This is a genomic window from Marinomonas sp. CT5 (assembly GCF_018336975.1).
In the GTDB taxonomy this organism is placed as follows: Bacteria; Pseudomonadota; Gammaproteobacteria; order Pseudomonadales; family Marinomonadaceae; genus Marinomonas.
Genome location: NZ_CP025572.1, coordinates 1,877,049 through 1,891,690 on the forward strand (window position 1 = coordinate 1,877,049; position 14,642 = coordinate 1,891,690).

General features: G+C 42.7%; 14 protein-coding genes and 1 pseudogene. 13 read left to right on the forward strand and 2 right to left on the reverse strand.

Features of this window, described 5'->3' with window-relative positions:
• Window positions 1-33: 33 nt before the first annotated feature.
• The 13 genes and pseudogenes from C0J08_RS08750 to C0J08_RS08810 all read left to right on the forward strand — a co-directional run.
• Window positions 34-659 (forward strand): annotated as a pseudogene (locus tag C0J08_RS08750) (helix-turn-helix domain-containing protein); the annotation flags it as partial.
• 122 nt (window positions 660-781) lie between these two features.
• Complete coding sequence (locus C0J08_RS08755; protein WP_212655760.1) at window positions 782-1,024, forward strand: type II toxin-antitoxin system ParD family antitoxin; 243 nt, start codon at window positions 782-784, stop codon at window positions 1,022-1,024.
• Window positions 1,021-1,311, forward strand: coding sequence for a type II toxin-antitoxin system RelE/ParE family toxin (locus C0J08_RS08760; protein ID WP_212655761.1), 291 nt, complete (start codon window positions 1,021-1,023; stop codon window positions 1,309-1,311). Before C0J08_RS08755 ends, C0J08_RS08760 begins: the two co-directional genes overlap by 4 nt.
• 62 nt (window positions 1,312-1,373) lie before the next feature.
• On the forward strand, window positions 1,374-1,607 hold the full coding sequence (locus tag C0J08_RS08765; protein ID WP_212655762.1) for a hypothetical protein: 234 nt from the start codon (window positions 1,374-1,376) through the stop codon (window positions 1,605-1,607).
• A 22-nt stretch (window positions 1,608-1,629) separates the two neighbouring features.
• Window positions 1,630-2,325, forward strand: a complete 696-nt coding sequence (locus tag C0J08_RS08770; protein ID WP_212655763.1) for a VC0807 family protein — start codon at window positions 1,630-1,632, stop codon at window positions 2,323-2,325.
• A gap of 256 nt (window positions 2,326-2,581) precedes the next feature.
• The gene (locus C0J08_RS08775; protein WP_212655764.1) at window positions 2,582-3,559 is read left to right on the forward strand and encodes a dipeptidase; all 978 of its coding nucleotides are present in this window, start codon (window positions 2,582-2,584) and stop codon (window positions 3,557-3,559) included.
• Window positions 3,560-3,715: 156 nt separating this feature from the next.
• Complete coding sequence (locus C0J08_RS08780; protein ID WP_212655765.1) at window positions 3,716-4,261, forward strand: DUF5943 domain-containing protein; 546 nt, start codon at window positions 3,716-3,718, stop codon at window positions 4,259-4,261.
• Between the two features lie 97 nt (window positions 4,262-4,358).
• Window positions 4,359-6,425, forward strand: a complete 2,067-nt coding sequence (gene dgcA, locus C0J08_RS08785) for a dimethylglycine demethylation protein DgcA (protein WP_212655766.1) — start codon at window positions 4,359-4,361, stop codon at window positions 6,423-6,425.
• Between the two features lie 189 nt (window positions 6,426-6,614).
• Window positions 6,615-8,540, forward strand: coding sequence for a (Fe-S)-binding protein (locus tag C0J08_RS08790; RefSeq protein ID WP_283247160.1), 1,926 nt, complete (start codon window positions 6,615-6,617; stop codon window positions 8,538-8,540).
• The gene (gene etfA / locus C0J08_RS08795) at window positions 8,540-9,799 is read left to right on the forward strand and encodes an electron transfer flavoprotein subunit alpha (RefSeq protein WP_212655767.1); all 1,260 of its coding nucleotides are present in this window, start codon (window positions 8,540-8,542) and stop codon (window positions 9,797-9,799) included. Before C0J08_RS08790 ends, etfA begins: the two co-directional genes overlap by 1 nt.
• Complete coding sequence (gene etfB / locus C0J08_RS08800; protein WP_212655768.1) at window positions 9,789-10,565, forward strand: electron transfer flavoprotein subunit beta; 777 nt, start codon at window positions 9,789-9,791, stop codon at window positions 10,563-10,565. Before etfA ends, etfB begins: the two co-directional genes overlap by 11 nt.
• A 69-nt stretch (window positions 10,566-10,634) precedes the next feature.
• Window positions 10,635-10,865: a hypothetical protein gene (locus tag C0J08_RS08805; RefSeq protein ID WP_212655769.1), complete on the forward strand. Its 231-nt coding sequence runs from the start codon at window positions 10,635-10,637 to the stop codon at window positions 10,863-10,865.
• A gap of 207 nt (window positions 10,866-11,072) precedes the next feature.
• Entirely contained in the window at window positions 11,073-12,161 is a 1,089-nt protein-coding gene (locus C0J08_RS08810; RefSeq protein ID WP_212655770.1) for an ABC transporter substrate-binding protein, read from the forward strand.
• Between the two features lie 104 nt (window positions 12,162-12,265).
• Here the strand turns inward: C0J08_RS08810 and C0J08_RS08815 are convergent, their stop codons facing one another.
• Both C0J08_RS08815 and C0J08_RS08820 read right to left on the reverse strand, forming a co-directional pair.
• Entirely contained in the window at window positions 12,266-13,219 is a 954-nt protein-coding gene (locus C0J08_RS08815; protein WP_212655771.1) for a LysR family transcriptional regulator, read from the reverse strand.
• Window positions 13,220-13,326: 107 nt separating this feature from the next.
• Complete coding sequence (locus tag C0J08_RS08820) at window positions 13,327-14,517, reverse strand: AGE family epimerase/isomerase (RefSeq protein ID WP_212655772.1); 1,191 nt, start codon at window positions 14,515-14,517, stop codon at window positions 13,327-13,329.
• Window positions 14,518-14,642: the final 125 nt, after the last annotated feature.

Sequence of the window (14,642 nt, forward strand, 5' to 3'; positions counted from 1 at the left end):
TCCTGAAATAGGTTTACACCTAGGAGACCTATTATGGGGACATCAAGTAATACCAAGCGCAAGCGTACTCAACGTGACTACACAATGGGCTTTAAATTACAGATAGTGATGGCCGTCGAAAAAGGCGACATGACTTATAAGCAAGCTCAAAAAATCTATGGAATCCAAGGGCGATCAACGGTGCTGACTTGGCTTCGAAAACACGGCAAAATGGATTGGTCTACCAANGTGAGGCTACCCATGTCTAAATCCCCGAAAGCNAAAGAGACANCTGCTCAAACAATCAAAAGACTTGAACGAGAGTTGGAAGATGAACAATTAAGGAATCGCTTACTCAATACGGTGGTTGATATTCTAGATACTGAACATGGGATGAATCTTAGAAAAAAGTATATAGCCAAGGAGCGAGACGCCTTCAAACTGAAGAAAAAATCAGTTTAAGTCGTTCTTGTCAGCTTCTTGGCATTAGCAGGCAAGCGGTCTATCAACAAGAGCATAGGCAGCGAATACGACAGAATAGTCTATCAATCGTTAAAGGCTTGGTTATGGATATACGTCGTTTCATGCCTAGACTTGGTACAAGAAAGTTATATTTTTTGCTTAAAGACAAACTGAAAGAGCGAGATATAAAACTCGGTCGAGATGGCTTGTTTCGTTATTGGGTTGATTTGAGCTGGAATGGTATTGAAATGTTATGACACATCTGCGTTTAATCTTGATTTTGACTTACTACACTCGCTGTACCAAAATATAATAAATATTGGTACAGAAGGAGAAAAGAATGCCTAAAAATACAAGCATTAGTTTGGGTAGTCATTTTGATCAGTTTATTGCACAGCAAATAGAAGATGGGCGATATGCCTCTGCTAGCGAAGTGATTCGTGCCGGATTGCGTAAACTTGAAGATGATGATCAAAAACTTAAAACACTGCAAAGTTTAATACAAGAAGGTATTGCTAGTGGCACTGCCGAATACAGCTATGAAGGTTTGATGAAAGAACTGGATGACGAATTGGGTAAATGAATTTGTTTACTCTGTCGAAGGCGGCGCGTGCCGACTTAAAGCAAATAGCTACCTATACACAGAAAGTATGGGGGTCAGGCAAGCGTAAAACTTACATCAAAGAATTAGATTTAGCGATGCTTTTTCTAGCTGAGAATCCTATGTCAGGAATGCAATGTAACTACATAGCTTCAGGTTTGCGCAAACAGCAACATGAAAGCCATACTATATTTTATGAAATTCAAAAAGAGTCAATTTTTATTGTTCGGGTGCTTCATAAAAGCATGGATGTCGAGTCGAAGTTTTGAGGTTGTCGGCCGAATAACAGTAGGTATATTTAATTCAAGTGGCATGAGATTAAATTTACAAAATGACCATAACTAAAGAATACTGGAATTTGCCTAAAGCCGATGAAGTGTTGAATATTTTGCAAGGCGCTAATTTGAAAGCACTTGTCGATTATGCTGATAACTCTTTATTTTTCGGGCTTGGAGCGAGTGATGTAACCGCAATTTCAGGTGTATTTGTCGCCTTATTAGCTTTGATTGTTTCTTTTTACTTCCTTACGCATTTTTCCTTTATGATAGTCGCCATTAGTATTTGAATTAAACTTGGAACCAAACATTATGAGCAACACTCCCGAACACAAACCACGTCCGATGATTGACCTTATTGTCAGTGTCATCTTGCCTTCTGTGATTTTGATGAAGCTAAGTGGTGAGGATAAATTAGGCACGAGCGGCGGTTTGATTGCGGCGTTGGCGTTTCCTCTTGGGTGGGGGATTTACGAGTTAATTAAGTACCGTAAGTTTAACTTTATTGCTTTACTAGGTTTGGTTAGTGTTTTGCTAACGGGCAGCATTGGTTTATTCGAATTGGACAATAAATGGTTGGCGATTAAAGAAGCGGCCATTCCCGCGATTATCGGCATTGGTGTTTTGGTGTCGACCTTTACGCCTTACCCTTTGGTGCGAGCCATGTTCTTCAATGCCGCGATCATGGATGTGGACACGATTAAGCAAAAATTAGAAGAGAACAACAGCACAGAAATGTTCGAAAAACGCTTAATGAAAGCCACGTATTTTATTGCCGGCTCTTTTGCCTTTTCCGCGACCATGAATTACATCCTAGCGAAATGGATCGTCACCAGCCCAGCAGGAACCGAAGCCTTCAACGAAGAATTGGGGCAGATGACGCTTTATAGCTACCCCATGATCGCCATTCCTTCCATGATCATGTTAATGGCTATTTTTTATTACCTATGGCGCAGTATCCAAAAAGCCACAGGATTGAAACTAGAAGAATTAATCGTTAAGAAATAACCCGCCTTTATGCTTGGGGTCAAAGCAAAAGTAGGCTAAACATTATCGGCCACTCTTGCTGATCTCAATTATCCAAATCTCATTGCCTGAGCTTCTTATTAGCCAAAATGTTGGCTTACTAAAATGGTTTTAAAGCGACTTAGTCACTAAGTCGCTTTTAGTCTACCTCGAGTCGTTTCCAGCCACCTCACACCCGTAGCTAAAAATTACACTGAGTGAATTGATGTTTTACCCATTTGATAGGTAAGGAAAAGCAATGAACGCAGCAGAGCTACACGATAAGTCCATTATTATTGACGGTTTGATTTGTGCTAAGTGGAATCGCGAGTTATTCGAAGATATGTCAAAGGGCAAGTTGACAGCCGCAAATTGTACCGTGTCGTTTTGGGAGAACTTTGAAGGGACAGTACGCAATATTGTTGAGATGAATCAGTTGATCGAAGCCAATAGTGATCTGTTGACGAAGGTTTATACAACAAAAGACATTCATCGTGCAAAGGCCGAAGGGAAAACTGGCGTCATGATGGGGTTTCAAAATGCTCATGCATTTGAAGATCAAATTGGTTATGTACAAATTTTCAAAGACCTTGGCGTCGGCATAGTGCAAATGTGCTACAACACGCAAAACTTGGTGGGTACTGGGTGTTACGAACGTGATGGTGGTTTGTCTGGCTTTGGGCGTGAGATTGTAGCTGAGATGAATCGTGTTGGTATGTTGTGCGATTTATCGCACGTTGGTGCAAACACGGCGAAAGAAGTCATCATAGAATCTAAAAAGCCCGTTGCCTACTCTCACTGCTTACCTTCCGGTTTAAAAGAACATCCACGTAATCGCTCAGACGAAGAACTTAAGTTTATTGCTGATAATGGCGGTTTTGTTGGCGTTACCATGTTTACACCTTTTTTAAGAGCTGGAGTGAATGCCACCGTTGACGATTATGTTGAAGCTATTCAATACATTTATAACATCGTAGGTGAAGATGCGATTGGTATTGGTACGGACTTTACACAAGGTCATGGCGAAGATTTTTTTGAATATCTTACTCACGATAAAGGCTATGCCCGTCGTTTGACTCGCTTCGGTGAGATTATTAATCCAAAAGGCATTCGGACGGTTGGCGAGTTTCCTAATCTGACGGAAGCCTTACTAAAGCATGGCTTTAGTGAGCGTCAAGTTTGCAAAATTATGGGTGAGAATTGGGTGAATCTTCTTCACGAAGTTTGGGGTGAGTAAAGCTACTGCGCTCGATTAACCATTGTTAAAAACAAACTCAAGATGCTCATTTATAATTATAAACTCCGCTCTTTCGTTTGTTTTTGCCTCGGGGAACCTTCGCTCATAACACTTTACAGTATTTGATCTTAACGAAAAGAACTTAAGGAATTTAACATGTCTACACACGCTCCAGAAATGCCAATTCTTGTTGATGATGAAACCGGTGTTTGGACTACGGACGCATTGCCGATGCTGTATGTGCCGCGTCACTTTTTTGTTAATAATCACATGGGAATAGAAGATGAAATCGGTGCTGAGCGTTATGCCGATATTCTTTATAAAGCAGGCTACAAATCGGCGTACTTTTGGTGCGAACAAGAGTCAGAATGCCATGGCATTTATGGTGAAGATATTTGGCATCACTATTTAAAGCGCCTTTCACAACGTGGCTGGGGGATTTTTATTACTGAAGAATTGGACGTGGAAAAAGGCACTGCAAAAATTCGTTTAGAAAACTCCGCCTTTGTTTATCACTACGAAAAAATTCATGGCAAAAAAGTAAACCGCAAAGTCGATTATATGTTCACAGGTTGGTTTGCTGGTGCATTGGATCAAATTTTAGAGAGCAAAGGTTTGGCAACTCGTACGAAAGCTGAGCAAACACAAAGTGCAGCAGAAGAAGGCTGTGATGTTGGCTATTTTGAAGTCACGCCATTGTAAGAGTGTTGTAGCAAAACTAAAAATATGAGGTCATCACGGGCAGGTGATGGCGACAAACAGAAAAAGTTAAACGTTGTTTCCAAAAAGGCAGGATGTTATGTCCCAGTATGATGCGTTGTTCGAGCCACTCAATATAAATAAATTAACTATCCGCAATCGTATCGTCAGTACGGCCCACGCTGAGGTGTATGCCACAGATGGTGGCATGACAACTGATCGTTATGTGAAATATTACGAAGAAAAAGCCAAAGGCGGTTGTGGCTTATGTATTTGTGGTGGTTCCAGTGTGGTGTCTATTGATAGCCCACAAAGTTGGTGGAGTTCAGTAAATTTATCCACTGATCGCATTATTCCTCACTTTCAAAATCTTGCCGATGCCGTACATAAGCATGGCGGGAAAATAATGATTCAGATTTCTCATATGGGGCGTCGTTCTCGCTGGGATGGTGAAAATTGGCCTAACTTAATGTCGCCTTCTGGTATTCGTGAGCCTGTTCACCGTGCGACTTGTAAGACTATTGAAGTAGAAGAAATGTGGCGCATTATTGGTGATTTTGCTCAAGCCGCTCGTCGTGCGAAAGAGGGTGGGCTCGATGGCGTTGAGTTGTCGGCCGTTCATCAGCACATGATTGATCAGTTTTGGTCGCCACGAGTAAACAAGCGTACCGACGAGTGGGGCGGAACATTTGAAGGCCGCATGAAGTTCGGTATGGAAGTATTAAAAGCGGTGCGTGAAGAAGTGGGTCCAGACTTTGTTGTGGGCATGCGCATTACTGGGGATGAGTTTCACCCAGATGGCTTGGGTCATGAGGAAATGAAGAAAATCGCCCAGTATTATGATGCGACTGGTATGGTTGATTACTTCGGAGTCGTTGGTTCTGGTTGTGATACACATAATACTTTGGCAAACGTTATTCCAAATATGAGTTATCCGCCTGAGCCTTTCTTATACTTGGCGGCTGGCATCAAAGAAGTGGTAAAAGTACCTGTTATTCATGCGCAGAATATCAAAGACCCAAACCAAGCTAAGCGTATTATCGAAGCTGGTTATGTGGATTTTGTTGGTATGACACGTGCTCACATCGCTGATCCTCACTTTATTGCAAAAATCAAAATGGATCAGGTTGATCAAATTCGTCAGTGTGTTGGTGCTAACTATTGTATTGATCGTCAATACCAAGGCTTGGATGTTTTATGTATTCAGAATGCGGCGACATCGCGTGAATATATGGGCTTGCCACATGTTATTGAAAAAACTACAGGTGTCATTCGCAATGTGCTGGTGGTTGGCGGTGGTCCTGGCGGATTAGAAGCGGCTCGTGTTGCGGCTGAACGTGGCCATAAAGTCACTTTGCTGGAAAAAGCTGAAGAGCTGGGTGGCCAGTTAGTGTATGCCGCGAAGGCACCTCAACGAGATCAAATTGCGGGGATTACGCGCTGGTTGGTTATGGAACTAGAGCGTTTGGGTGTGGAAGTTCGCTTAAATACTGCGGCGAACGAAGAAATGATTAAAGAAATTAACCCAGATGTGTGTATTTTGGCAGTCGGTGGGCATCCATTTGTAGAGCAAAATCCGGAATGGGGTGCTGAAGAAGGTTTAATTGTCTCTTCTTGGGATATTCTGAGTGGCGCTGTTGAACCTGGTAAAAATGTCTTGGTATACGACACTATCTGTGAATTCTCAGGCATGTCTGCCGCCGATTACTTAGCTTCTAAAGGGTCTTTGGTCGAATTGGTTACCGATGATATTAAACCTGGTGTAGGGGTTGGTGGTACAACATTCCCAACCTACTATCGTTCTCTCTATGAGAAAGAAGTCATTATGACATCGGATATGCTGCTAGAAAAAGTGTATCGCGAAGGCAATAGTCTAGTGGCGGTACTTGAAAATGAGTATACGGCTCAAAAAGAAGAGCGAGTTGTCGATCAGATAGTGATTGAAAATGGCATTCGTCCAAATGAAGATTTGTACTACGCGTTGAAACCAAGCTCACGAAATAAAGGTCAAATTGATAACGAAGCTTTATTTGATATCAAGCCTCAGCCTGTGCTGGATACTGATCCTAGTGACGGTATGATTTTGTGGCGCTTGGGAGATTGTGTCTCTCAGCGTAATGTTCATGCAGCAATGTACGATGCACTTCGCCTTTGTAAAGACCTATAAGAAACGATGGTGATGTAAATAAGGGCAAAGCTTAAACGAATTGAAAATACAGAATTAAGAAATATTAATAAATTATAGTTTTGATATTGCTTAGTCTTTCTATTTTTAGCCTGTTTTTGCTTTGCTTTTAAATCACCTATCTTTTCTGGTTTTTCTATTTTCAATATGCCCGATGACTGAGGGTTTAAGATGATTCTTGATTGGTTACCTCCAACTTTAATTGGTGTCCTTCTTGTACTAGCGGGGATTGGTGCGATTCGTCGAATTAACCTATGGCGCGCTGGACAAGCTGAAAACGTTGATTTCCTGTCTGGTTTACTGGCGATGCCTAAACGCTATCTGCGTGATCTTCACCATGTAGTAGAGCGAGACAAATATATGTCTCGTACGCACGTAGCCACCGGCGGTGGTTTTGTTTTGGCGATGGTGCTGGTGTTGTTTGTTCACCTCTTTGGTGTCGAAAGTAAAATTCTTGCTTGGGCACTGTTAGCGGCTTTGGTCATGATGTTTTGTGGTGCATTGTTTGTCGCCAAGCGTCGTTTGAACCCGCCTTCACGTATTTCCAAAGGGCCTTGGATGCGTTTGCCCAAAAGTTTGCTAACGTTTTCTATTACCTTTTTTGTCTTAACTTTACCTACTTCTGGAATTCTGCCTGAAGGAACCGGTGGTTGGCTTTTAACTCTAGTTTTGTCATTTTTTATCTTGTTGAGCTTGAGTGAAATGTTGTTTGGCATGACCTGGGGCGGGCCAATGAAGCACGCTTTTGCTGGAGCATTACATCTGGCTTTTCACCGTCGGCCTGAACGTTTTGGCGGCGGTCGTTCTACTGGATTGAAGCCTGTTGATTTCGGGGATGGCGTAAGTGTTAAAGCGGTACATGGTGTGGCAAAACCAAGTGATTTTAAATGGAATCAATTACTTGGTTTTGATGCTTGTGTTCAGTGTGGTCGCTGTGAAGCGGTTTGTCCTGCGTTTGCCGCTGGCCAGCCTTTGAACCCGAAGAAGCTGATTCAAGATATGGTTGTTGGGCTTGCAGGAGGAACAGACGAAAAATACGCTGGTAGTCCTTATCCCGGTATTGATGTTGGAAATGCTAAGGGTGGACCGAATCAGATTATTACGGATGGTTTGGTCAACTCGGATACGCTTTGGTCTTGTACAACCTGCCGTGCTTGTGTCGAAGAATGCCCGATGATGATTGAGCATGTGGATGCCATTGTTGATATGCGTCGTTTTTTGACCTTAGAAAAAGGCGATACTCCTAATAAGGGGGCTCAGGTACTCGAGAATATTATCGCGACAGATAATCCAAATGGGTATTCTCCTGCGAGTCGTACTAACTGGGCAGCTGATCAAAATTTAAGTGTAATGAAAGATGTAAAACAAGCAGAGGTTTTGTTTTGGGTATCTGATGGCGCTTTCGACATGCGTAGTCAGCGAATTTTACGTTCTTTTGTTAAGTTACTGAAAGCGGCGAATGTAGATGTGGCGATTCTAGGTGATGAAGAGCTTGATAGTGGTGATGTTGCCCGTCGTTTGGGGGATGATGCAGCTTTTCAAAGCTTGGCAAAACGCAACCTAGCAACTTTGTCAAAATACAGCTTTAAAACTGTTGTTACGACAGACCCTCATGCCTTTCATTGTTTAAGAAATGAATATGGGGATTTTGGCTCTGATGCTTTGAAAGATGTAGAAGTACTACACCATACGACATATTTGAATCGTTTAATAAAAGAAGGTCGATTTAATTTGAGCCCTCTACAAGGAAGTAAAGTGACGTACCACGATCCTTGTTATCTCGGCCGTTATAATGGTGAATATGAAGCGCCACGAGAATTGCTTGCAAGCCTAGGCATTGAAGTTGCTGAAATGGAACGCTCTCGTTTTCGTTCACGCTGTTGTGGCGGTGGCGGTGGCGCGCCGATTACGGATATTCCGGGTGAACGACGTATAGCTGATATGCGTATGGAAGATGTAACCAGTACAGGTGCAGACATGGTGGCCGTTGGTTGTCAGCAATGTACAGCGATGTTGGAAGGGGTGGTAGAACCTCGACCAGTAGTAAAAGATATTGCTGAAATCTTAGCAGGACAACTTATTGAGGAGACACACTGATGAGTGACTTTTCTTTAGAGAATCTTTTGCGACGTGATCCCAGAGCAGAATGGATTGCACGAAATCGCTTGCATCCTTTGCATAATGAGATGTTGCAAGCTGGTAGTGGTGAAGTACGAGGTCCATCTGGCTTACTGCGTAAGAATCCACACATTATTGGTTTTATTGGCCCAAACGGTATTAAACGCATTGATAGAGCCAATGCATCTTCAGCAGGACTTGGCGGGAAAAAACGATCAGGGGAAACGAAAGAAGTTCAGTTGCCTTTGCATACTGTCGAACATCCAGATTTTTACATTATGGTTGTGGCCGATATGGTCGGTGGTCGCTTAACGGGTCATGACAAGGATATTCTTGGTCTGGCTCATCAACTAGTTGCCAAACGTAATGGTGCCGTGACGTTAGTGTGTTTTGGTGAAAACAAAGAAGCACAATGTGATTTGGCCGGCGTTGATCGTTTGATTCACCTTGAAGGGAATGAATATGAAGGATTTGCGCCAGAAGCTAGGTTAATTGCATTGCAGCAAATAGAAGCACAATATCAGCCAGATTATTGGTTATTTCCAGACAGCGTACATGGTGGAACAGATCTGGCTTGTCGCTTATCTGCGCGCTTAGGAGAGCGCCTGGCAACACAGGCTTGGCAAGTAAGTGCTGAGCAAACGGTTTGCCGTGGTGCGTCTGGTAGCCAAGACATTTCACGTGATACGCCGCGTATTCTAACGTTACTGGAAGAGTGTGGTGATGCTATAGATGAAACACGTCATGAAGTACTTCCTATTTCGGTTGACAGCATCGAGCAAAAATCACCTAGCGTGGTCGATAAAGGACTCATTGCGGTTGATTCTAATGCAGTGCCATTGGCAGAAGCGGAATTTATTTTATCAGCAGGTAATGGTATCCATAATTGGGACCAGTTCCATTCGACTGCAGCCGCTTTGGGCGCCACTGAAGGGGCGAGTCGTGTTGCGGTAGATGATGGCTTTATGCCACGTGTTCGTCAGGTGGGAGCATCTGGCACTTGGGTAACCGCTCGTGTTTATCTTGCTGTTGGTATTTCAGGTGCGATTCAACATATGCAAGGGATTGGTCAATGTGACAAGGTTATTGCCATTAACACTGATGCTGGTTGTGACATGGTGAAGCGTGCCGATTTGGCTGTTATTGCGGATAGTGAAGAAATATTGGGAGAGCTGACCAGACTTGCTCAGGAGTATTCATCATCTAAGAATCAAGAGGAGAAGAGTGATGCTGCCTAACGTGAAGGTTGTTTCATTAGTGTCAGTTGGCCGTCATCCTCAATCAGGTCGTTCTCGGCGAGCCGAACAAGATGGTCGAGCGGTTGAGTTGGGGCTAAAATTGTCCGGTAAAGAATTGACCGTGGTGCATGCTGGTCATTCTCAAGAGCCTGTGCTTCGCCAATACGCTGGTATGGGATTGTCTTCTTTAACGGTGTTAGAACAAGAAAGCAATTGTGATGCTTTGGCGGTATTGTCAACCTTTTTACATGATCAAAAACCTGATGTCGTTCTCACTGGAGTTCGTGCCGAAAGTGGCGAATCATCTGGCATGTTGCCGTATTTATTGGCTGAACATTTAGGTTGGCCTTTGGTGCCACGAGTGGCAGATATTATCAGCATTAGTGAGGGGAAAGCGGAGGTTTTATTAGCTCTACCACGTGGCCAGCGTCGTGCGGTTCAGGTCAAGTTGCCTTTTATTGCCAGTATTGATAATGCAGCACAAGCACCTCGTCAAAGTGCTTTTGGTCCAGGTTTAAGAGCGGAACTAAACGTATTGAGTACGAATAGTGTTGTTGATGAAGCCGCTAGCCAATGGCAAATTAGTGCTGCAAAACCTCGCCCTAAGCGCATAAAAGTGGTGAAAGCAAAGACTGCTGCAGATCGTATGAAGGCAGCAACTGCGAAACCTGTGGGAGGAGGCGGAAAAGTGATGAAAGATGAAACGTCGCAAGAAAAAGCCCAAGCGATCTTTGATTTACTATTAGAAGAGAAAGTGGTTCGTTAATTGCTTGTTTAGGTATAAGCTTCTTGTTCGCTGATTATTGAATGAATTGTTTGTCTATAGGTATGCAATATGATGATTGTTGATTTGGTCGATGAGGTCGATTTTAAAGAGAGACTTATCGCGCTTGGAGCGCCAGTGACTCAAGAACAAAGCTTGGCGGAAGTCCAGTCTGCCGTTTTGTCTTGGTTGCAGGAGTGTCCAGAACAAACGCCGTTTATAAAAGACCTTTGTGCTGAAATGCAAAAAGAAACGACGACCGTTTTGCCTGAAGTGTCGAGTGTATTGGCTGTTTTAGGTTAAAATTTATTCTTCAATTATCGATTAAAAAGAGTAACTAGTTAATATTGATTGGTTACTCTTTTTTTGTTGGTCTTGAGCTTTTTTCGATATTTGGCTATAGAATTCATGACAGCTTTAAAATTTAAGTGAAAAATTTGAAAATTTGGTTTTAAAAAGTAAGTGATAACGATTATCATACGTGTCTAAATTTACTAATAAAGGTGTAAGATGATTAAATCGTTTGTAGTGCTTCTGTTCACTCTCTTTATGAGTGCATCCTGGGCTGATCAAGTCACTGTGAAAGATGTTCTTGGTCGTAATGTGACATTTAATGCACCCGCACAACGTGTAATTGTTGGTTTTTATCCTGAAGATTATATGGCGATTGGGACGGAAGCGGCTTACGACAAGGTTGTTGGTATGTCTAAATACATTTGGCAGGCTCGTCCTGCTAACTGGGAAATGTATGTAAAACATCGTCCATCTTTAAACGATATTCCAGGTATTGGCCGTGTTGACACTCAGACTTTCTCTGTAGAAAAAGTCATTAGTTTGAACCCTGATGTTTTGATGTTAGCTGATTGGCAATATAAGGGATTGGGAACGGATATTGAACGACTTGAAAGTGCTGGCATAAAGGTGATTGTTGTCGATTACAACGCACAAACACTAGAGCGCCATATAAAGAGTACTGAGTTAATTGGTGTTATTACCGGACAAGAGAAGCGAGCAGCGAAGATTGCCGATGAATACAAAGCAACCGTTGAAACTATTAGCAACCGCCTTGCAAAAGCCAATTTACCAAAACCAAAAGTGTACACTGAGTTTGGAGCATCTGGCACTCAAGAGCTAGGCTTTACGTTTGGTAAGAACATGTGGGGCGGAATTTCTACCATGGCGGGTGGCGATAATATTTCTGCACCATTTGTTGAATGGTGGGGCAAATTGAACCCAGAACAAGTGATTGCTTCTAACCCAGATGTAATTGTTATTACAGGTTATGAAACTGGTAAAGGCTCTGATTCTATGATTATGGGACAGGGGGTTGATAAAGCGGCAGCTCGAGAACGTTTAGAAGGCTATAAAAAGCGTGTAGGTTGGTCATCTATTAATGCCGTTAAAAATAACCGATTATATGGCGCTTATCATGGTGCTTGTCGAACTATTTTAGATGCTGCAATGATCGAATTTTATGCTAAAGCCATGTACCCAGATTTGTTTTCGGATTTGAATCCTGAGCAAGCTTATCTAGGTTTCTATAAAAAATACCTTCCAGTGACACCTGAAGGAACCTTTACTTTATCTCTTGCAAACTAAGGTTTTCTGAACCGCTGTGATCAGTTGATCAGTTACAAAAAAACCGCCGCTCTAACTTCATTATTTCAAGAATGATAGTAGAGAGGCGGTTTTTTTATCGCTATTTATAAGTTGTTGTTTTCGGCAATAGTGCGAGCACAGCCTGCTATAGTCGAGCGTAACCAGATATGGCCCGGATCGTGCTGCAGTAATGGGCTCCATAGCATTTTCAATTCCACAGGCGGGATTTCAAATGGTGGTGGTAGCACAACAACATTGGCATTGTCTTTCATCAAGCGAGTTGCTAAGGACGGTAGGGTAGCAATTAAGCCGAGTTGCTCTGTTGCTCTCATCGCAACATTATAGTTGCGAGTAAACAAGCGAATATTACGTTTGAATCCTAAATCCGCTAGCGAACCATCGACCCAGCCAAGTTTTTGCACTTCTTCAGGCTGAATGCCTACACCGACGCCAAAGCCAGTTTTGCTCACCCAAACATGAGGTGAGGCAAGATATGTTTCTAGAGAAAAGTTCTTAGCAATCTCTGAGTTTGCTGGAACCAAACAAGAAAAATGATCAACCCATACTGATTTTTGGTGGAAGGATTGTGGTAAGACATCGAAACGGTTGATAACCAAGTCCACTTTGCCTTTTTCGACATCATGAAAGCTAACATCACTTGGGTTCATGACATCCAGTATGACATTGGGTGCTTCATCTTGTAACTTCTTCATTAAGGGAGGGATGAGTGTTGCTTCGGCATAATCACTGGCCATAATACGAAACACTCGTGAACTGGATTCTGCTTCAAAGTTTTGTCCTAGGTGCAATACTTCATCAACGGATTGCAAGATGCTTCTGACGCGAGGTTGCAATTGAATGGCTAAAGCAGTTGGCATCATGCCATCGCTGGTTCTTACCAGTAATGGATCATGAAATAGATCTCTTAAACGCCTTAGTCCGTTGCTCATCGCTGGTTGTGTGATACCTAGCTGATTGGCAGCGTGGGTTACATTTTGCTCCCGTAATAGGGAGTCTAAGTAACGAAGTAAATTGAGATCTATTTTGTCTAACTGCATAAAGGAAGGGGCCCGTGTCCACTAACGTAGGGGCTGCATCATACTCTATTTTGCCAATGAATAGAATGATTGCCCCTACTGAGTAAAGAGATTTGGGATGTGAGAGATTAAGATTGTTTCAGTTGTTGTTGAATAACTTCATAACAAGCGCCCATGGTATGATAGTCGGTTTTACCTGCTGGGCTTTTGCAGTCATCATAAGCTTTATTGTCTTGGGTTAGGATTCGAAACCAAGCGCCGTGCTTATGATCGATCAGATGAGACCAGCTGTATTGCCAAAGTTTATGATATTTATCCCAGTAGTGATCTTCTTCGGTAACAATGGCTAGCATAGCCGCTGCTGCAAAAGATTCCGCTTGTACCCAAAAATATTTATCACCGTCACAAATATCTCCATCAGGCGCATAGCCATAACAAAGGCCGTCGTTTACATCGTCCCAGGATTTGTTCCAGGCTGAATCAAACAGCTTTCGTGCTGTTGGGATCAACCATTCTTGCGGTGAGCGCTGATGAATTAAGAGTAACAGCTTGGCCCATTCGGTTTGGTGGCCTGGTTGAAATCCCCAAGGACGGAATAAGTGTTTTGGATCTGCTTTGTTATATTCCCAATCCACTTGCCAGTCTTGGGTGTAGTGTTCCCAAATTTCTCCACCAGCGAGAGCGGCTTGGCGCAGGCAAATGTTATTCGCTAATAGCGTGGCACGTTCAAGGTAACGGGGTTCTTGTGTGGCATCATAGGCTGCAAGTAAAGCCTCGCAACTGTGCATGTTGGCATTCTGTCCACGATAAGGCGATACGGTTTCCCAGTCGCTGGATATTTCATCCTTGTACAAGCCAAATTCAGCCTCCCAAAAATGTTTCTCCATGATGTCAAAGGTTTCTCGAATCCAAGGTTTGGCTTCTTTTACGCCTGCTTTATACGCGGTAGCATAGGCGAGCATAACAAAAGCGAACCCATAACAATGGTTGGTTTCATCCAGGTTTTGTTGTTTATTTAGCAGCCATACATAGCCACCATTTTCTCGACGATGACGATTTCTCAAGTAATCGAGACCATGACGTGTCGCCTTTAAATAATCGGTTTTGCCTTCGGCTTGAAAGGCTTTGGCGTAGTTGAAAACAAAGCGCGTACTACTAACAAGGTGACGAGTATCTGTATCGTATATTTCGCCATTGTCTTTGAAAAAGTGAAAAAATCCACCTGCAGGATCAATGCAGTTTGGATGATAGAACTCCATGGTTGTTCGAATATGCTGTTGCAAAAACTCATTGGAGGTAAAGTCTGGAAAAGAAGGCATGATTTCGTCCTTTGTTGTTGCTCTGCTGTATAATGCGAGCTTTGTTATTTTTGTAATGTTAAACATTATCTTAATGAGTCATATAATTAAATCAATTAGATTTATTAATTGAATTCATTCATTGA